General features: G+C 65.5%; 16 protein-coding genes. 8 read left to right on the top strand and 8 right to left on the bottom strand.

The features are described 5' to 3' along the window. Window positions 1-1,111: 1,111 nt before the first annotated feature. Window positions 1,112-2,047, top strand: a complete 936-nt coding sequence (gene dmeF, locus ACO055_RS16570; protein WP_422059938.1) for a CDF family Co(II)/Ni(II) efflux transporter DmeF — start codon at window positions 1,112-1,114, stop codon at window positions 2,045-2,047. On the opposite strand, the gene ACO055_RS16565 is transcribed toward dmeF, so the two are convergent. Continuing rightward, window positions 2,044-2,562 carry a hypothetical protein gene (locus tag ACO055_RS16565; protein ID WP_422059937.1) on the bottom strand — a complete coding sequence of 173 codons (519 nt, stop codon included), beginning with the start codon at window positions 2,560-2,562 and terminating at the stop codon, window positions 2,044-2,046. The two genes, dmeF and ACO055_RS16565, sit on opposite strands and share 4 nt — an antisense overlap. Before the next feature lie 111 nt (window positions 2,563-2,673). Between ACO055_RS16565 and ACO055_RS16560 the strand changes: the two genes are divergently transcribed. Both ACO055_RS16560 and ACO055_RS16555 read left to right on the top strand, forming a co-directional pair. Further along, window positions 2,674-3,882, top strand: coding sequence for a cell wall hydrolase (locus tag ACO055_RS16560; RefSeq protein WP_422059936.1), 1,209 nt, complete (start codon window positions 2,674-2,676; stop codon window positions 3,880-3,882). A 44-nt stretch (window positions 3,883-3,926) separates the two neighbouring features. Further along, window positions 3,927-4,316 carry a VOC family protein gene (locus ACO055_RS16555; RefSeq protein WP_422059935.1) on the top strand — a complete coding sequence of 130 codons (390 nt, stop codon included), beginning with the start codon at window positions 3,927-3,929 and terminating at the stop codon, window positions 4,314-4,316. Between the two features lie 54 nt (window positions 4,317-4,370). Here the strand turns inward: ACO055_RS16555 and ACO055_RS16550 are convergent, their stop codons facing one another. The 5 genes from ACO055_RS16550 to ACO055_RS16530 form a co-directional block, all read right to left on the bottom strand. Next, a complete protein-coding gene (locus ACO055_RS16550) occupies window positions 4,371-6,083 on the bottom strand; it encodes an ATP-binding protein (protein ID WP_422059934.1) in 1,713 nt (570 codons plus the stop codon). 81 nt (window positions 6,084-6,164) lie between these two features. After that, window positions 6,165-6,929 carry a TIGR02186 family protein gene (locus ACO055_RS16545; protein WP_422059933.1) on the bottom strand — a complete coding sequence of 255 codons (765 nt, stop codon included), beginning with the start codon at window positions 6,927-6,929 and terminating at the stop codon, window positions 6,165-6,167. A 2-nt stretch (window positions 6,930-6,931) separates the two neighbouring features. Next, on the bottom strand, window positions 6,932-7,840 hold the full coding sequence (locus tag ACO055_RS16540; protein ID WP_422059932.1) for a sulfite exporter TauE/SafE family protein: 909 nt from the start codon (window positions 7,838-7,840) through the stop codon (window positions 6,932-6,934). A 108-nt stretch (window positions 7,841-7,948) separates the two neighbouring features. Beyond that, window positions 7,949-9,100, bottom strand: coding sequence for a hypothetical protein (locus ACO055_RS16535; protein ID WP_422059931.1), 1,152 nt, complete (start codon window positions 9,098-9,100; stop codon window positions 7,949-7,951). After that, on the bottom strand, window positions 9,097-10,488 hold the full coding sequence (locus ACO055_RS16530; protein WP_422059930.1) for a glycosyl transferase family protein: 1,392 nt from the start codon (window positions 10,486-10,488) through the stop codon (window positions 9,097-9,099). Before ACO055_RS16530 ends, ACO055_RS16535 begins: the two co-directional genes overlap by 4 nt. 203 nt (window positions 10,489-10,691) lie before the next feature. On the opposite strand from ACO055_RS16530, the gene nhaA reads away from it, so the two are divergent. From nhaA to ACO055_RS16510, 4 genes are all read left to right on the top strand, one after another. Continuing rightward, the gene (gene nhaA, locus ACO055_RS16525; RefSeq protein ID WP_422059929.1) at window positions 10,692-11,978 is read left to right on the top strand and encodes a Na+/H+ antiporter NhaA; all 1,287 of its coding nucleotides are present in this window, start codon (window positions 10,692-10,694) and stop codon (window positions 11,976-11,978) included. Further along, window positions 11,975-13,324, top strand: a complete 1,350-nt coding sequence (locus tag ACO055_RS16520) for a hypothetical protein (RefSeq protein WP_422059928.1) — start codon at window positions 11,975-11,977, stop codon at window positions 13,322-13,324. The genes nhaA and ACO055_RS16520 overlap by 4 nt, the downstream gene beginning before the upstream one ends. Window positions 13,325-13,462: 138 nt before the next feature. Next, a complete protein-coding gene (locus ACO055_RS16515; protein WP_422059927.1) occupies window positions 13,463-14,230 on the top strand; it encodes a tryptophan 2,3-dioxygenase family protein in 768 nt (255 codons plus the stop codon). Continuing rightward, complete coding sequence (locus tag ACO055_RS16510) at window positions 14,227-15,354, top strand: aminotransferase class V-fold PLP-dependent enzyme (protein ID WP_422059926.1); 1,128 nt, start codon at window positions 14,227-14,229, stop codon at window positions 15,352-15,354. Before ACO055_RS16515 ends, ACO055_RS16510 begins: the two co-directional genes overlap by 4 nt. A 253-nt stretch (window positions 15,355-15,607) precedes the next feature. On the opposite strand, the gene ACO055_RS16505 is transcribed toward ACO055_RS16510, so the two are convergent. Then, window positions 15,608-16,618: a zinc-dependent alcohol dehydrogenase family protein gene (locus ACO055_RS16505; protein ID WP_422059925.1), complete on the bottom strand. Its 1,011-nt coding sequence runs from the start codon at window positions 16,616-16,618 to the stop codon at window positions 15,608-15,610. A 198-nt stretch (window positions 16,619-16,816) separates the two neighbouring features. After that, window positions 16,817-18,556 (bottom strand): N-acyl-D-amino-acid deacylase family protein, encoded by a 1,740-nt coding sequence (locus ACO055_RS16500; RefSeq protein WP_422059924.1) that lies wholly within the window; start codon window positions 18,554-18,556, stop codon window positions 16,817-16,819. Window positions 18,557-18,681: 125 nt separating this feature from the next. On the opposite strand from ACO055_RS16500, the gene ACO055_RS16495 reads away from it, so the two are divergent. Then, window positions 18,682-19,446, top strand: a complete 765-nt coding sequence (locus tag ACO055_RS16495; protein WP_422059923.1) for a class I SAM-dependent methyltransferase — start codon at window positions 18,682-18,684, stop codon at window positions 19,444-19,446. The last annotated feature ends 351 nt before the right edge of the window (window positions 19,447-19,797 follow it).

The following is a 19,797-nucleotide window of genomic DNA, read 5'->3' as shown; positions in this document are numbered from 1 at the left end:
CGCGCTCCTTGCCGCGATCGCGGCATGATGGAGCGGATCTTGGACAGCAAGCCGTCTGAACGGGCGTCCGCACGGCCCGTGCCGGCTGTTTATCATGGTCGTCGCGGAGGGGAAGAAAGATAAGCTTTGCCTATTTGAAGGCAGGACGCGGCCGGTAGGCGACACTCCAAATCCTCCCAGGAACGGGGAAGGGGCCACCGAAGGTGGTGGAGGGGAGTGGCGGCCTGACGCGACGTCGCGCGACGACGCCCCCTCCGTCAGCGCTTCGCGCTGCCACCTCCCTACAGGTGGGGAGGATTTTTCCCCTCGTCACCCCGGGCTTGACCCGGGCTGACGAAGGTGCGTGACGCACCGTCCGCTTTCGACCAATTGTTGCCGTTGATCCTCCCTGTCGCGCAGCGATGGGGAGGTGGCAGCGCGCAGCGCTGACGGAGGGGCCATGACACCGCCGTCGCAAGGCCCCTCCACCATCCGCTTCGCGGACGGTCCCCCTCCCCATGGCTGCGCCACAGGGAGGAACCCCTCATTCCTCGTCATCCTGAACTTGTTTCAGGATCCATGGGGCGCCGTTTCCTTCGACACGGCGCGAAAGGAAAGGTCCGGCCATGGATGCTGAAACAAGTTCAGCATGACGGAGGGCTAACGACCCATTGCGGACGATTGTGACGTGTTCCCCCGCAAAGGCGGGGGTCCAGAGCGTGCGCACGCAACGCCGGCTCTGCAACGCCCTGGGCCCCGGCCTTTGCCGGGGAGCACGCTGGGTCGGGCGACCGTCCCCTCCCCACCCCTAACCGGCCATCCGCCCCGCCAAAAAAAACGCTGTCCTACATTATTCGGCTGTGCCAGCCTTTATCCCGGCTCTTTGAACAGGGGGACAAACGCGATCGCTACCGGTTACGGATAGCGGCAAAAGCCACGCGCGGCCTGTCTGCGGAGCGCGGCAAATCGGGGACTCCACAGGGCTGAACTTTCCTGAACTTTGGAATGAAAAGGCGGCCCATGCGGCGGCCGGGTCGCCGACCCGGTCCTGGATCGCCGAAGGCGGCGCTGGCCGCTCTCCACCCCAAAGCAGGCCCTTGCCATTCTTTTTCCATCGGATAGGGCATCAAGCATGTCGCTCGACAGCGAAATCGATGCCCTGACGCACAGCCATGTCTATCTGGGCAAGCGGCACGACGAGAATGCGCGCCGCACGCTCTGGGTGGTGGCGCTGACCGCGGTGATGATGGTCGGCGAGATCGCTGCGGGGATCGCATTCAACTCGATGGCGCTGCTCGCCGACGGCTTTCATATGGCGACGCACGCCGGCGCGCTCGGGATCGCGGCGATCGCCTATCGCTATGCCAGGCGTCATGCGGCGAGCGGCCGTTACACCTTCGGTACCGGCAAGGTCGGCGACCTCGCGGGCTTCGCCTCGGCGCTCGTGCTGGGGATGGTCGCGCTTGGCATCGCTTATGAATCGGCGATCCGTCTGGCCAATCCCAGCCCCGTCGAGTTCGGCGAGGCGACGATCATCGCCGTGATCGGCCTTGGCGTGAATATCCTCAGCGCGCTGCTTCTTGGCCACGGGCATGATCATTCCGATCACGCGCATGGCCATGATCACGACCACGACCATGATCACGGGCATGATCACGGGCATGAAAAGGACAACAACCTTCGGTCGGCCTATCTGCACGTCGTCGCCGATGCGCTGACCTCGGTGCTCGCGATCGCGGCGCTGCTCGGCGGGCGCTATCTCGGCTGGGTGTGGCTCGACCCGGCGATGGGCATCGTCGGCGCCATCGTCATCGCGGTCTGGTCGTGGTCGCTGATCCGCGACACCGGCGCGGTGCTGCTCGATGCAACCGACGCAAAGCTCGAGTCCGAAATCCGCGAACGCGTCGAAGGACCGGGCGATGCGACGATCACCGACCTTCATGTCTGGCGCGTCGGCCCGGGCGCGCACGCCGCGATCGTCAGCGTCACGGGCGCAGAACGCGCCACGATCTGCCAGCGTCTGCGGCCGGTCCGCCAGATCGAGCATCTGACGGTCGAGATCCGTTAGTCGACGATCTCGATCTCGATATGCGGCCATGCTTTCACGAGCTTGTCCGCCCAACGCCCATAGGGCCAGGGGATCACTTCCTGGTCGAACCAGAAGAGGCGGTTGCCGTCGACATCATAGAGGTGGACCTCGTCGTCGCTTTCGTCCTCCTTGACGATGCGCACCTTGCCGATGCGCGAGGGGTGGATGCGGCCTTCATCGCCGCCGGCGTTGCCGATGCGCCCCTTCCACCAGACGAGGTCGCCGGTCTTCGGATCGACGAAGCTGCCGCGTCGGGGGTTGGCGAGCATATTGGCGAGCGCGGCAAGACCGACGAGCGCGCCCAAACCCTGCGCGATCGGGACGAGCCACGGCGCGCATTCGCGTCCGTCCTCGCTGCAATTCTCCTCGGGGCGGAGCATCGACCCCGTCCAGAAGAAAATGAGCCCGAAAGCGAGCAACAGCCACATCCGGACATCGGTCCGTGCGCTGCGGCGATAGGTCGGAATGCCGGGGTCGGTCATGATACGGATCATAGCAGCACGGTATCAACAGGTCGCTAACGCACTGCCGAGACGCCGATTTGCAGCAAATTTGGAGAGGACGGCCCGCGTATCGATGTCCCTTTGCGGTACAGGCGCGCTGCGATGAAACATTTTATTGGCGTTTCAGGGCATAAGGCAGAGCGACGGCGGCCGGGCGAATCGGCTGCGGAGACAGTTGACGCGACGATGAAGCCCGAACTGAACCTTGCCGCCCGCTCGACGTGGCGCGACCCGGAGCCGGAAAGGCCGGCCGGGCCGGGCCGTGAATATTGGGGCCTGCTCGTCGCAGTCGTGGTTGTCGCGTGCCTCGCCCTCACCCTCTCGACCGGCCAATATCGTCCGCGCGGTTTCGGGCCGTATAGCGTCAGCGTGCCGCTGAGCTTCAAGACTTATGATCCCGCGCGCTGGGCCGTGATGAACGCAGATACTTATGCAGACGCGTTGAAAATCGACCCGACGCTGCCGAACCCGGACAGCGTGGGCTATGCCGACGCCACCGCCAATGCGCCGCTGACCGCAACGCAGTTGCAGCAGGAGGCCTTTGTCGGGCCGCCGGCCAAACCCTATGTCTTTCGCGGCCTCACCGCGCTCGACCGCGAGCGTGCGCATTATTGCCTGACGTCGGCCATCTATTATGAGGCCGCGTCCGAAAGCGACGACGGAATGCGCGGCGTTGCGCAGGTCATCGTCAACCGTGCGCGCCACCCGAGCTTTCCGAACACGATTTGCGGCGTCGTCTTTCAGGGCTCGCAGCGCGCTGGCGTGTGCCAGTTCACTTTCTCATGCGACGGCGCGATGGCGCGCGCACCCGAAAAGCGGAACTGGCTGCGCGCAAGCCGCGTCGCCGCGGCAGCGCTCAACGGTTACGCCTTTTCCGGCGTCGGCCTCGCGACGCACTATCACACGACTGCAATCTGGCCGCGCTGGGGCAAAAGCCTGGTCATGACGAACATCGTCGGCGCGCATATCTTCCACCGCTGGCGCGGCCGCTGGGGCATGCCCGACGCATTCCGCGCCCCCTATCTGGGCCGCGAGCCAGTGCCCGGCCCGTATCTGCCGCTCGCACAGCAGCTCGCGATCCTGAAGGGTCAGGGCATTGCACCGGGCGCAGGGCCGCTCCCGGCGCTTGCCGGCGGCGCCGCACCACTGCCCGACGTGGCGCCCGCGCCGCTGCCCGGTACCATGATCGCACCCGTTGCCGCACCGCAGGCTGCGCCTGTCGCACCTGTGCCAACCTACACCGATCCGCGGCTGAACCAGTCGGGTCAGGTCAAGGAAGAATTCAGCAAGAGCGGAGAGTGGATTCGCTGAGCGAAGCGGCTTAGTCTCGCGCCATCACCGCAAGGGAGGATCGCATGGGACATGTGAAAGGGATCGGCGGGCTGTTCTTCCGCGCGAAGGACCCCGAAGCGCTTGGCAAATGGTACCGCGAACGCCTTGGCGTCGGCGGCGGGTGCAGCGCCGACGCCAGCGTGCCGCCCAACCAATGGGTGTGGAACGTCACGGCAGGACCGCTCGTCTTCGCGCCCTTCAAGGCCGACACTGACTATTTTCCGGCGGATCGCCAGCATATGCTCAACCTGCGCGTCGACGATCTCGACGCCGTGCTGGCGCCGTTCCGCGAGGCCGGCGACGAGATCATCACCAACCCCGAATGGGACGACCCTGCGGTCGGGCGCTTCGCGCGGGTCCACGATCCCGAAGGCAATCCGATCGAGCTGTGGGAACCACCCGCATCCGAATAGCAAAACGGCGCCAGCTCGATGGAGCGGCGCCGTCTTGTATCGGACCTGAGCGGCTTACCGTCCCTGGCTGCGCCAGCGTTTGACGACGCGTTCGAGGATTTCGGCCTCGCCGCCCGTTTCACGCCACAGCTTGGAAAACATCGGATCGCTCGACGCCGGGCGTTTGTCTTCTTCCAGCGTGTCGAGATAGACGCGGATCGGGATCGACACGCCCTCGCCGCAAACGATGCATTCGCGGTTGCGCAAGGCCGGGATCGAATCGATGAAGCCGCGTGCGCCTTCGGGCATCGCGGCTTTCACGAAATGCTGGTCGCGTTCGTTGTTCAGACGCATCGAGATGATCGTGCCGCACTGCGACAGCACGCCTTCGGCAAGATCCGACGGACGCTGCGTGATCAGGCCGAGCGAGACGCCGTATTTACGGCCTTCCTTGGCGATTCGTTCGAGGATCTTGCGAACCGCCTGGCCGCCGCCGATTTCCTTCGACGGGATATAGCGGTGGGCCTCTTCGCAGACGAGGAGGATCGGGCGCTGCGGTTCGCCGCGCGACCAGATCGCATAGTCGAAGGTCAGGCGGGCGAGCACCGCGACGACGACGCCGGTGATGTCCGACGGGACGCCCGACACGTCGATGATCGAGATCGGGCGCCCGTCCGACGGCAGACGGAAGATCTTGCCGAGGAAGTTCGCCATCGTGTCGGCGACGAGCATGCCGGAGAACATGAAATTGTAACGCGGATCGGCCCGCATTTCTTCGATCTTGCCCTTGATGCGCATGAAGGGCGCGCTTGATGTCGCCTTGTCGAGCTTGCCCATCTCGTTCTGCAGGATGTTGAGCAGATCGGAGAGCAGATAGGGAATCGGCGAGTCGACCGTGATCTTGGTCATGCCCTCGGCCAGGCGGTTCTTCATGCGCGCCTGAAGCAGGCAGCGGGCGAGCACGTCGCAGTCGGCCTGGCGGTCGCGGCCTTCGGCCGTGACGAAGACTTCGCAATGTTCCTCGAAGTTCATCAGCCAATACGGCATCGCCAGATTGTCGACGTCGAACAGCGCGCCGGTGCCCTTGAAGGCAGCGGAATATTCGCCGTGCGGATCGATCATCACGATATGACCCTGCGGCGCAAGTTCGCAGATCTTGTGCAGGATCAGCGCGGCGCTGGTCGACTTACCGGTACCGGTCGATCCGAGGAGTGCGAAATGCTTGCCGAGCATCGCGTCGACATAGAGCGAACCGCGGATGTCCTTCGTGGGATAGACGGTGCCGATCTCGACATGCGCGCGCTCGTCGGCGGCGTAAATCTGCTTCAGGTCGTGGCTGGTCGCCGCATAGCACTGGCTGCCCGGAATCGGGTAGCGCGTCACACCGCGACGGAAATTGTGGATGCGGCCGGTGATTTTTTCTTCGTCGCCTTCGCCCAGGAAGTCGATGGTCGCGAGGATCAGCCCTTCGCCGCGTTCGTGCAGCTGCTGGTCGCGGATGCTGGCAAGCAGCCAGGTGTTGCCGACGCGGATCTTGACCTGCGCGCCGACCTGCCCGGCCATCGCGACGGCGGCGTCGGTCGAGGTCGACAGCTGGCCGACGGCAGCGGAATCGATCAATATGCGCGAGGCAGAGCCGGAGATATCAATCACTTCGCCGATCAACAGGTCGTCGCGGTGATGCGTAGCCGCCGGCACGACCGCCGCAGCCGTGCCGCCGCCGGCCAGCCGGACATGTTGTACAGCTGTCGAATCTCCGGCGGGAAACCCGCCGCTTTGCATATCCATATTCAGCCCCGCCATTGTTGTCCCGGTGCCGGGTATCGCAGGTGGGGGTAAACAAAGCGCTTACATTGATCGCACAGGCGATCAGCGGCGGCGGAAAATAGCCGATGCGCCATAGCCGAGCAGCAACGACAGCGCGACGGCGCTGAGCCCGTAGAGAAAGCCGTGCCGCTGCGCCGCGAGCGCGACGAACCGCTCGAATCCGGCCTTGCGGATCTGCACGTCGCGCGAGGCGACGGCGAGCACGCGGCCGCGGCTGATCAGATAGGTTTCGGCGCGATAGGTGCCGACCGGAACGCGCGCCGGCACCGGGATGCGGGCGCGATAGAGCACGCCTTCGGTGATTTCGACCGCGGCCGGGTTCTCATAGAAAAGGCCCATGCGGCGATAAAGGTCGATCAAGCCGCCTTCGAAGCGTTCGAGCTTTCGCGCTTCGGAAAAGCCCGTCGGTGACATCGAGAGGTTGGAGAGCCCGAGCTCGAAGATCGCTGCCGTGCGCTCGTCGACCAGCTTGTCGATGGGCCGCGACGAGCCGATCGCATAGAAACCGGGCGACGTGCGCAGCCGGATGCTGCTCGCATTGACCCAGATGCCCGCGACGCGCCGTTTCTCGCGCAGCACCATCGGACGTACAGGCCCCTTCAGCACCACGACAATGTCCGCGCGGTCATCGGGCAACCGCTGACCCGGATACAGGATCGCGCCGAACAGCAACAATTCTTCGCCGGTAAAGCTGTACTGAATGTCGATCGCGCGGCTCGACACGTCGGGCACCAGTCGCGGGTCGGCGGCTTGCGCGGTACCGGCCGACAGCAGAAGCGCGACGCCGCAGATCAAGGCGCGAAGCATGGTCACTGCACCGTGTAGATTTCTTCGGGACGGATGAAGAGGTCGACCGCCATGCGGAGCGCCACGATCAGCACGATCACCGCGAGCGCCATGCGCAGATATTCGGGCTTCACCTTCTGCGCGAAGCGCGCACCGACCTGCGCGCCAGTGACGCTGCCGAGCAACAGCAGCCCCGCCAGCACGATGTCGACGGCGCCGGTCGTCATGGCGTGGACCATGGTCGTCGCGATCGTCACGAACAGGATCTGGAACAGCGAGGTCCCCACCACGACCTGCGTCCCCATGCCGAGGAGATACAGCATCGCCGGAACCATGATGAAACCGCCGCCGACGCCAAGCAGCATGGTCAGGACGCCAACCGCCATGCCGAGTAACAGCGGCGCCAGCGGCGAGATATAAAGGCCCGAGCGATAGAAGCGCCAGCGGAGCGGCAGGTTGGCGACCATCGGATGGTGCCGCCGTTTGCGCGCCGGAGCGGGAAGCCCAGCCCGCATATGGTGCAGCGCGCGCCACGCCTCGCGCGCCATGAATCCGCCCACCGACCCCAGCAGCACGACATAGAGGATGTTGATCGTCGTATCGATCTGGCCCCAGGCGGTAAGGAGTTCAAACAGCCCCGCGCCGATGAGCGAGCCGATGAGACCGCCGACAATCAGCACCACGCCCATCCGGACATCGACACCGTCGCGCTCGAAATGGGCGAGCGCGCCCGACACGCTCGCGCCCGTCACCTGCGTCGCGGCCGATGCCGCCGCGACGGTCGGCGGAATGCCATAGAAGATCAGCAACGGCGTGGTCAGAAAGCCTCCGCCAACGCCGAACATCCCGGACAGAAAGCCGACCCCCCCGCCGAGCAATATGATCACCAGCGCGTTGACCGACAGATTGGCGACGGGAAGGTAAAGGTCCAAGGGGGTCCCCAAATGCGCATTCGCGGCGCAAAACTGCGCCGAGTCCCCCGACCCTAGAGCATTTTTCCGGGGCGGGGAATCGGCTGTGGCAGCTAAATTTGCCGCGCGCTAAAAGTCCGTCGCAAGCGTCAGCGCAACGCCGCTTTCGGGCTGCGCGTCGCCCACGATCCGTTGGCGCCAGTCGAGCGCGATCCGGCTGCCTTTTCCCACCTCGGGCAACTTCCATGTCAGCCGCGGCCCTATATCAACACGGGCGGCTCCGCGCTGCACGGCTCCCGCGACGAGCGCGCCAATCCGGATCCGCGCGCTATCGTCGGCGCCCATCCGGCGGTCGACCACGACGGCACCGTCGGCGAAGCCGTCATGCCGCCGTGCGCCGACGACGCCCGCCTGGGCGTAAGCCTCCAGCCGGAAGCCGGCGGGCAACGCGACATCGCCGACTCCTCCTGCGATCATCGCCGCGAGTGCCGTGCGGCCCTCGCGGCCCAACGCGACGCGCTGCTCGACCGCAATATCAAGCGGGATTCGCGGCACAGGCGCGAAGGCAACGCCGATGGCCAGCTCGCGCTGCTTCGGCTGGTCGATCGCCACCGTCGCGCGGCCATAGCCGCGCAGCAGCCCGGTCTCTCCCAGGCCATAGGCCAGCCGCAAACCGGCTTGCGACCCGCCAAGCTGGCTACCGGCTCCGATCATGCCGGACGCACGGCCCGATCCCTGGCGCAGATAGACCCAGCTGCCGAGCGACCAGCCCGCGAGCTGTCGCTGCATCCAGAAGGAGCCGCTGCTCCCTCCTGCCGACGGAGCGGCGGGCGGCATGGATGACCAGTCGCTGTCCTGGCGCGTCGGAAGCGCCGCTGCCGCAGTAGCGGGCTGCGGGAAAAAGCGGGCCATCATCACGAGGCGTAAGTCGTGGCGATCGGGCTCGAAACCACGGTCGCCGCGGCGGGCGCGCCATCGCGCCGGCCGGCTCGCTGGGCCCTGGCCCGATTGGGACAGGTCCCGCCGCCGAGGTTCGGACATGGTCGACGCGCGCGCCGCCAAGGTGGCGGCTACGCCCTGCGAAAACGCCGGGGCAGCCGCCGCGATGACAAACAAGGCGGGCGGCGCAGGCGGCGGCCTGACCGCCGCGATCACGTCCGGGTTGGCGAGGTCCCATGTGGCGATCATCCGCAGCGCGACCCAGCCGCAAAGGCTCAGCAGCAGGAAACGCAGCGCGCGCGCCTCGCCGCCTTTGCGCAAACCGGAGAGAAGCCATTTCATGGCGCCACCACAGGCGCCGGCGCATGTTCGGGAAGCGGCTGGCTGTCGCGATGATCGGTCTTTTCCCACAGGACCGTCCCCGAACGCAGCATTCGCCAGTATAGCGCCACTGCCCGGCGCGCCGCGAGAATGGCAATAACATTCGCCACGAACGCGCGCGGAACGGCCAGCAGCGCCTGCTTGCCGCCATACCATTGCGCGGTGAAATAGCCGCGCATCCCCAATCGCCAGAGCAGGATCGCACCATTCACGCCGAACAGGAGACCCAGCGCATCCGTCGAATCCGGCCTGTCCCAACCCATCAGGACCTGCCCGAGCCAGCCGAGCGTGGTCAGGATCAACGCTCCATAGGCCGTGAGCAAGACAAGCGCCGCGAGCGGTGCGCGGCGATCGCGCCACAACATCCACCACGTCAGCCAGACATGCGCTAGCGATCGTCCGGTGCGCCGACGATGGGACCCGATCCAGCCGAGCGAGTCCCATGCAGCCAGCGCTATCCCGGCAATCCAGCGCGACTTTTGCCGCACCGCGGTTTCGACGGTAATCGGGAAGGGCCCGCGCGAGGCAATCCGATCGCCCGTCCGCCCGCGCGCATCGATGAAGCGCGAGCTGAGGCGATAAGCGCCGATCAACATGCCGAGCTCATAGTCTTCGGTCAGGCTTTCCGACCGAAACGGAAGGCCGCCGCGCTCGATTGCCAGCAGCGCGACCGCGCTTCGCGACAAAGCGCAGCCGACACCTGCCGACGGCACCGGCAGACCGAGCCGCGAGCGGAGCGCGACTTCCTTGCCATGCGCTTCGGCAAATTCGTCGCAATAATGCCCGCCGATCCAGACCGAACCGCGGTCAATGAAGGGGATGACGGGAATCTGCACCATCGCATGGTCGCGCAGCGCTCCCCGATAGAGCGCCAGCTCCTCCGGGTGCACATAATCCTCGGCGTCGTGCAGCACGATCCCCATGAAGTGGAAGCCCTCCGCGCGTTCATCCTCGCCGAGTGCGGTCCAGAGCCGATTGAGATTGTCACCCTTGGTCGTCGGGCCGGCGGCTTCGCCGATCACGAGGCGCAGGCGCGGATCGGCAGCGGCAAGCGGCGACACCGCGAAAATCGTCGCCGTGTCGTTGGGGTAGCAGCCGATGTAGATTCGGAAATCCTCGCCTTCCCAGGCAGCGACCGCGCGTGTCAGCGTTGCCGGCAGCACAGCATCTTCGCACCAGGCCGCCATGAAGATCGCGAGTTTTCCCTCGCGCGAGTTTGCGCGCGCGCGCCGAGGTTCGGCTTCGGCTTCGGCGTCGGGCCGCCGACGCTCTCGCATTCCGAGCCACAGGATATCGAACAGCAGGTCGTCGATGCCGAAAAACAGGATACCGACTGATGCAAACAGCATCAACTCACGGCCAGCCCCCTGTACGAACCACTCCAGCCATGCGGATAACGGCTCCACCCGGCTTCCCCCGCCCCCTGATGGCGCGCCCGCGCCGACGATACAGGGGTAATTATGGCTCGATTTTTGTAAAGCGTGACGGGCCGCAGCGCGACCGCTAGAAAAGCGCATCGCTCCGTTCCCAAAAACCAGGCTGTCTTCGCTTCATGTCCAGCATTTCTGCCAATCGTTCAGTCCTGCGCGACTTCCTTGAAAGCGAAAGCGCCGGCGGAATGCTGCTGATTTTCGCAGCCATAATGGCGATGATTGTTGCGAATTCGCCGCTCGGCGAAACCTATGTGCATCTTCTTCATGCTGCGACCGGCCCGACGCTGACCGACAAGCTCGGCCCGATGACGGTCCATCTGTGGATCAACGACGGGCTGATGGCGATCTTCTTCCTGCTCGTCGGGCTGGAGATCAAACGCGAATTTGTCGACGGCCGCCTCGCGAGCTGGGACCGGCGGCGACTGCCCTTCATCGCAGCGGCGGCGGGGATGGCGGTGCCGGCCGCGCTCTACATGGCCTTTGCGGGGGGCACGTCGGGGCTCGCGCAAGGCTGGGCGATCCCGGCGGCGACCGACATCGCTTTTGCGATGGGTGTGCTCGCGCTCCTGGGCAAGCGAGCGCCAACGTCGCTCAAGCTGTTTCTCGTCACAGTCGCGATCGTCGATGATATGGGCGCGGTGGCGATCATCGCGCTCTTCTATACCGCGAAGCTCAACCTGGTCGCGCTGGGCGCCGCCGCCGCGCTCCTTGGTATCATGGTCGCCTGCAATCGCGGCGGCGTGAAGCATCTCGCCCTCTATCTGCTGCTTTTCGCTCTGCTCTGGTACGCGATGCTATTGTCGGGGGTCCATGCGACGATTGCCGGTGTCCTCGCCGCGACCGCCATCCCGCTCGACCGCACGCCGGGCGCGCCCGACAGCGCGTCGTCGCCGCTCCACCGGCTCGAACATGCGCTCCATCCCTGGGTTGCGTTCGCGATCGTCCCGATCTTCGGTTTCGCCAATGCCGGGGTCGATATCCGCAGCCTAGGCGCCGACCAGATTTTCGCGCCGCTGCCGCTCGGAATCGCAGCGGGGCTTTTCCTTGGCAAGCAGATCGGCATCTTCGGCAGCGTCTGGCTGTCGGTGACATTCGGTATCGCGGGAAAGCTGCGCGGCGCGACCTGGCTGCAAATATATGGCGTGTCGATGCTGTGCGGGATCGGCTTTACGATGAGCCTGTTCATCGGCGGCCTGGCTTTTCCCGATCGACCGCTGCTGATCGAAGAGGCCAAGGTCGGCATTTTGATGGGATCGCTGGCGGCAGCGCTCGCCGGCTACGCGCTTTTGCGCTTCGCGCCGCTGCATCCGCAGCATCACGCGATCGAAACCGCATCCGACGACGAGATCGCTGCCGATGGCGATGTGCGTGACACGTCGGAAAGCGCCGGTATAGAAGCGCCATGATACGCAAACTGATGGCCCTGGCATTGATCGCCGCCCTGCCCGGCTGCGCCGCGAACGGATCGAAACCAGCGGCCGGCAAGTCGGCGGTCGCCTCGATCGACGTGCGCCGCACCCCCGCTTCGGCGCAGGCCATGAACGACATTGCCGCGGCCTATGTGCAGCTGAGCCTCGAAATCGGGACGCACGAGGACGGCTATATCGACGCCTATTATGGCCCCGCCGACGCGAAGACGGCGGCCGAGGCAGCGCCGCGCGACAAGGCGGCCTTGCTGGCCGCGACGCGCGACCTTTCGGCGCGGCTCGACGGCGCCGCGCGCCGCGTCTCCGATCCAATGGAGCGACGGCGCGCGACTTTCCTGCGGGCGCAGTTGCGCGCTGCCGAAACGCGGCTGCTGATGATGCAGGGCACGCGTTTCGCTTTTGCCGACGAAGCCGAGCGGCTGTTCGGGGTGCGGCCCCGGTTGAAGACGCTTGCAAGCTATGACGCCGACCTTGCCAAGGTCGAGGCGCTGGCGCCGGGCGACGGCCCGCTGTGGCAGCGCGTCGAGGCCTATCTCGACCGCTTCACCATCCCCAAGGATCGGCTCCAGAAAGTGTTCGATGCCGCGATCGCGCGTTGCCGCGGGCGAAGCGCGGCGCAGATCGCGATGCCCGCCGACGAGAGCTTTCGCCTTGAATTCGTCACCGGCAAGAGCTGGAGCGGCTATAATTATTACCAGGGCGGCTATCACAGCCTGATCCAGGTCAACACCGACCTGCCGATCCGCCTGTCGCGCGCGCTCGATCTCGGCTGCCATGAAGGCTATCCGGGGCATCATCTGCTCAACATGAAGCTCGAGGAGCTGCTGTCGCGGGGACGCGGCTGGGCCGAGTTCACCGTCTATCCGCTGTACAGTCCGCAAAGCCTGATCGCGGAGGGCAGCGCCAATTACGGCATCGACCTGGCATTCCCAGGCGAAAGCCGCGCCGACACCGAACGCGACGTGCTGATGCCGATCGCCGAGATCGCGGTGCCGTCGGACGATCGTTACTGGCAGCTGCTGAAAGCGATCAAGCGCGTGTCGGGGGCCCGGCTGACGATTGCGCAGCAATATCTCGACGGCGCAATCGACCGGCCGACGGCGGTCGCGCTGACGCAGAAATATATGCTGGTCTCGCCCGAACGCGCCGACCAGTCGGTGCGCTTCACCGAACAATATCGCAGCTATGTGATCAATTACGGGCTCGGCGAACAGCTGGTTCAGGCCTATATCGAACGCGGCAAACCGAACCGCGAGGAAATGTGGCGCCGCATGGCGAAGATCATCAGCGAACCGACGCTGCCAGCGGACCTGCTGCCGCGATGAGCGGGGCCAGCGTCCTTCTGTGGCTCGGCCAGTCGGGGTCGCCGCGGCGCCCGCCCGCGGGCGTGCTGCCGCGCGGCTGAGGTCGCGGCGCCCGGCGCCGTCCGTCATCCGTGCCCAACCGACCCAGAGGAGCAGACCATGCTCGACAAGACCGACCTCCACCGCCGCATCGAGACGCCCGACATGAAGGATTATGGCGTCTATCTGGCGGTCGACCGCCTGCTCGAATGCCAGAAGCCGCTCGCCGAGCTTTGCACGCCAGACGAATTGCAGTTCCAGATCGTCCATCAGGTAGAGGAATTGTGGATGAAGCTGATGGCCTTCACGCTCGTCGAGATCGACGGTCACATGGCAGCGGGCGAGACGATGCGCGTCCTCACGCTGTTCGACCGGGTGAACCGCATCATGCGGATGATGACCGACCAATTGTCGCTGCTCGAAACAATGAGCCCCTTCGACTATCAGTCGATCCGCCTCCAGCTCGGCAACGGATCGGGACAGGAAAGTCCCGGTTTCCAGCTGCTGCTCACTTTGCCCCAGCCGCTGTGGGCGCGCTACAAGGCGGCCTATCTCGATCCCGCCGCGCGCAGCATCGCCGACATTTACGACACCGGATATCAGCATGACGACGCCTATATGGTCGCCGAGGCGCTGATCGAGTTCGACGAACTGTTCCAGATTTTCCGCGCCCACCACATCTATCTGATCCACCGATCGATCGGCATGGGGTCGAAGTCGCTGAAAGGCCGCCCGGTCGAGCTGCTCAACGCGGGGGCGCGGCATCGCTTCTTCCCCGAACTGTGGGACATTCGCGCCGAGATGACCGACCGATGGGGCGCCGAATATGGCGTCAAGCGCGACAGCATCAGCGGGCATTCGTCGCCCGGGCACGGCAGCGGGCTGTGACCCGCGCGCTGCTCTCGCCCGCCATCGCGGCGCGCTTTCACCTGCCGCCGGACGCCGTCTATCTGAAGAGCCACAGCGTCGGATGCCAGCCGCGCGCGGCCGAAGCGCTGCTGCGCGACAAGATGCTGCAACCATGGCGTGAAACAGGAGAGGCGTGGCCGCACTGGATCGAAGCGATCGACGAGTGGCGCACGGCGCTGGCCGGACTGATCGGCGTCGAAGCGCAGGATCTGTGTCCCGCGGCCAATGTCAGCGCAGCGCTGTCGCGCTATATATCGGCGCTGGGAACAGCGACCGACCGGCGGACGATCCTGCTCGCGCCGAGCGCCTTTCCGACGATCGGTTATGTCGCAAGCGGCCTCGCGGCGGCGGGGTGGACGACGCGTTACCTGCCTGACGATGTCGACGTTCGCGATCCGGCGCACTGGGCCGCCGCGCTCGACGATGATGTCGCGCTGGTCGCCGCGATGCATGTCAGTTCGAACAGCGGCGCCCTGACCGACATCGCCGCCGTCGCCGCCGCCGCAAAAGCCGCCGGCGCGCGCTGCATCGCCGACTGCGCGCAATCGGTTGGCGTCGTTCCGGTGGCCCCCGCCGGTTGGGGCGTCGACGCGGTGCTGGGCACCAGCGTCAAATGGCTGTGCGGCGGGCCGGGCGCGGCCTGGCTATGGGTCGCCCCGCACGACCGCACCGCGCTCGATCCGATGGAACGCGGCTGGTGGAGCCATGACAATCCGTTCGAAATGGCTATCCGCGACTTCCGCTATGCCCCCGACGCGCGGCGCTGGTGGGGCGGGACGCCCGACGTCGCGCCGTTTGTGCTGTCGACCGCCGGGATCGGCGAGATTGCGGCGATCGGCGTGCCGGCGATCCGCGCGCATAACAAGGCGTTGCAGGCGATGCTCGGCCATGCGCTCAAGCCGTGCACGCCGCAGTGGCACTGGCCCGAGGGTGACGTTGGCGGGACGCTGTGTATCGACACCGGCGCCGACCAGCCGCGGGTTGCGGCGGCGCTCGACGCGCATGGTATCAAGGCGGACTTTCGCGGCACGGTGATGCGGCTGTCGTTTCATGCCTATAACCGGGTCGCGGACGTCGAGGCCGCGATTGACGCGCTATCGTGATTTCTGGCGCGCGGAACCGAGGCACACTGGCCGAAAGCATATGCCCATGAGGGGCGAAGGCAACGGGTCCGTCGTTCCAAAGTTCAGCAAAGTTCAGCCCAATGGCGACCCTGAGCCGGAGTGCCGCACCTTGGCGCGAACGGGTGCTGCGACGCGCGAGAGACCGCTCGTCTGCAAGTTTGAAGCATAGCGGGATATTGTAGGAAAGGATTTTCTGGAAATCCGCGCAAGCGCGCGGTTACTGCAATATACCCTATTGAATATCAACGATAATTTTTCCAAAATGCGCATTCGATGCCTGATGACGAAATGCGTCGGCGAGGCTTTCGAGCGGGAAATGCTGGTCGAGGATCGGTTTGATGCCGTTTGCCTCGATCCCCGCAATCATCGCCAGCTGTTGCGCCCGGCTGCCGACCGTCAGCCCCTGCACGCGCAAATTCTTGTGCATCAGCAGCGCGGTCTGCACCGGCCCGACGATGCCCGCGAGCACCCCGATCAGCGCGACATGACCGCCGACGCGCGTGGCAACCATCGACTGGTCGAGCGTCCCCGCTCCGCCGATCTCGACGACCGTATCAACACCGGACCCGCCCGTGAGTTCGAACGCCTTCGCCCCCCACGCGGGTTCCGCCTTATAGTTGATCAGTTCGTCGGCTCCGAGCGCTTTCAAACGTTCGAGTTTCGCATCGGACGAGCTCGTCGCGATCACGCGCGCGCCCGCCGCCTTGGCGAATTGCAGTGCGAAGACCGACACGCCGCCGCTGCCCTGCACGAGCACGGTCGAGCCCGGCCGGGTGGCGCCGTCGACAAACAGCGCGCGCCACGCGGTCAGCCCCGCGCACGTCAGCGTTGCCGCCTCGGCCGCCGAATAGCCGCTGGGCGCATGGGTGAACCAATGCTGCGGCGTCACCACCACTTCGCGCGCATAACCGTCGATGCTGTCGCCCGGAACCTGGGTAAAGGCCCGCGGTGGCGGCGCGCCGTCGTCCCAAAAGGGAAAGAAGAGCGATACGACGCTGTCGCCGACCTTAAAGTCGGCCACGCCGTCGCCGACCGCTTCGACCGTCCCGGCGCCGTCGGACATCGGAATGCGTCCGTCCACGGTCGGGATCATCCCCGCGACCACCGCAAAGTCATGAAAGTTGAGCGACGACGCCGCGAGCCGAACGCGAATCTCGCCCGGCCCCGGATCGCCGGGGTCGGCCAGATCGGCAAGGGTCAGGCTGTCGAGAGCCGCCGGGGCGGCAATGCGGATGGCTTTCATGGCATTTTCTTTCCATCGGGTGGCGCGTGGAGAACCGCGTCAAAGACAAGAATCTCCGCTTTCAATTCGTCACCCTGAACTTGTTTCAGGGTCCATGGTCGGCATCCCTATGGCGCCATACGGGCCGATAGCGCAGGTCATGGATGCTGAAACAGGTTCAGCATGCCGAAGCGGGAATGGCGGCCGGGGCGAGCAGCCCTATTCGGCCGCCATCGCCATTTCGACGCGCTGCGGGCCGCGGATGACACCGCCCGGGGTCGGCCCCTGCATCGCCCCGTCCTTGAAGGTCACGACCCCCGACTTCACCGTCGCGACATAGCCATCGGCCTTTTGCAGCAGGCGCTTGCCGCCCGCGGGCAGGTCGAAGGCGAGCCAGGGCTTGCCCAGCTTGATCGCATCCATGTCGATAACGTTGAGATCGGCAAGATAGCCGGGCGCCAGCACGCCGCGGTCTTCGAGGCCATAGAGCAGCGCGGTGTCGCGGCACTGGCGCTTGACCGCATGTTCGAGCGCAATGCGCTTGCCGGCGCGGTCGCGCACCCAATGCTGGAGCATGAAGGTCGGCGACGCGGCGTCGCAGATCGTTCCGCAATGCGCGCCGCCGTCCGAGAGGCTGTTCACCGTGTCGTCGGCAGCCTGCAGATCCTCGAGGAAATCGAGGTTGCCGTCGCGGTAGTTGAGGATCGGGAAATAGATGAAGCCCTTGCCGTCATCCTTCATCAGCAGGTCATAGGCATATTCGGCCGGCGACACGCCCGCCGCAGCCGCGCGGCCCGCGATGCTCTCGTCCATCTTCGGTTCGTAGTTGAAGTCGGGGTCCATTTCGAAATGGACCGGCCAGCCCTCGGCAACGATCTTCAGGAAATCGAGGATGTCGCTTTCGGGCCAGACATTCTCTTCCGAAATCATCCGCGCCTTGAACGCCGGGTCTTTCAGTTTCGCGAGCTGTTCGGCCCACTGCATGTCGATGATCTCGTTCCATGCGGGCTTGAAACGGAACGGGTGGACGGTGCCCTGCCACGCCATGATGATGCCGTTGCCGCGCAGCGCGATCTGCGCGACGATGTTCGCGCCGGTCGCATTCTGGTGGCGCATTTCGGCAATCTGTTCCTCGAGCGACACCTCCTTGGCGATCGACTGGAGCGCGGCGAACGTCACCGGCAGCCCGGTCTCGCGGCTGAGGTCGCCCATCCACTGAAACTCGTTCCACTCGCGCTTGAGGTCGCTCGCCATTTCGAAGACGCCATAGCCGACGCGGCCCATCGCGCGGCCGATCGCGATCAGTTCCTCGGCGGTCGCGGTGGTGCCGGGGACGAGTTCGCCGTCGATCGATTTGTGGAGCACGGTGCGGCTGGTCGAGAAGCCGAGCGCGCCGGCACGGATACCTTCTTCGACGATGCGCGACATTTCGGCGATGTCGGCGTCGGTCGGGATCGCGCCGGGCTTTTCACGATCGCCGAGCACATAGGCGCGGACGGCGCCATGCGGGACGTGGCAGGCGACATCGACGGTGCGCGGCAATTTTTCCAGCGCGTCCATATATTCGGGGAAGGTTTCCCAATCCCACGACATGCCCTCGGCGAGCGCGGTGCCGGGAATATCCTCGACCCCCTCCATCAGGCTGATCAGCCATTCGTGGCGATCGGGCTTGGCGGGGGCGAAGCCGACGCCGCAATTGCCCATGACGACGGTGGTGACACCGTGCCAGCTCGACGGCGCCATTTCGGCATCCCAGGTCGCCTGACCGTCATAATGGGTGTGGACGTCGACGAAGCCGGGGGTAACGATCTTGCCGCTGGCGTCGATTTCCCTGGTGCCCGCGCCCAGATTCTCGCCCACCGCGACGATCCGGTCGCCATCGACCGCGACGTCCGCAACAAAGGGCTGTCCGCCCGAACCATCGACGACGGTGCCGCCGCGAATCACCAGATCATGCATGTCTGCTCTCCCGATTTTTTAGTTTCAGGCGAAAACCTATCATCAAAAGCGCGATATGCAAATAAGTGCGCGGGATGTGCGGCAAGCGGCTATGGTGGAGCGATAAACATCCGGGAGTCGTTGCCATGAAACGCTTGAACGCCGCCGTCTGCACCCTGTCGCTGCTCTTGGTCGGCTGCGCCGCCCCTTCGGTTCCTCTGACCACTGTTCCTTCCGCCGACTATAGCGCCGCAATCGCAGACCCGGCGCGGCCCGCAACCGATCGCGACCGCGACGCGGCCCGATTGCCTGCAACGTTACTCGCCTTTGCCCGGGTCGAACCCGGTCAGAAGGTCGGCGATTATGTGATGGGTGGCGGCTATGTCACACGACTGCTCGCCGCCGCGGTCGGCCCGACGGGCAAGGTCTACGCCTTCCAACCTGCCGAATTCATTGCGTTCAAGGCACAATATGGAACCGATCAGGCCGCGGTCGATGCAGCCTATGCCAATGTCGACGCCGTCGGGGGACCGTTCGCGGCGCCCGCCTTTCCCGAGCCGCTCGACGTCATCATCACGGTGCAGAATTTTCACGACCTGTATCTGAAGCCCTTTCCCGCCGGGACGGGCGACAGGGCGAGCGCGGCGCTGTTCGCGGCGCTGAAGCCGGACGGCGTGCTTGTCGTCGTAGATCATAGCGCCGCCGCGGGGACGGGGACGACGCTGTCGGACAGCCTGCACCGCATCGACAAGGCCGCGGTGGTCGCGGCGCTGACCAAGGCGGGATTCGAACTGGAAGCGGAAAGCGACCTCTACAGCCACCCCGCCGATCCGCGCACCGCGAACGTGTTCGACGCCGCAATCCGCGGCAAGACCGACCAGTTCACGCTGCGCTTCCGCAAGCCCGGTTGAGGGGGGCCCCAGGTTCGATCGACGGCGCCTCGGGCGGCGGGTAGCGACCGGTTGTTGCCGTTGATCCTCCCTGTCGCGCAGCGATGGGGAGGTGGCAGCGCGCAGCGCTGACGGAGGGGCCCCTCCACCATCCGCTTCGCGGACGGTCCCCCTCCCCATGGCTGCGCCACAGGGAGGAACCCCTCATTCCTCGTCATCCCGGGCCCTTCGACAGGCTCAGGACAGGCTTGATCCACAACTATTTCACTGGGATAACGAACGGGTGTTCCCCCGCGAAGGCGGGGGTCCAGCGGCAAGGAAAGACGCGCGCAGCAGCACGCCCTTCGACGCTTCGCGTCAAAGCTGGACCCC

Origin of the sequence: Sphingopyxis sp. (genome assembly GCF_965227415.1) — a bacterium.
GTDB lineage: Bacteria > Pseudomonadota > Alphaproteobacteria > Sphingomonadales > Sphingomonadaceae > Sphingopyxis.
Note: the sequence above shows the minus strand (reverse complement) of the source record. Positions and strands in the feature narration are given on the sequence as shown.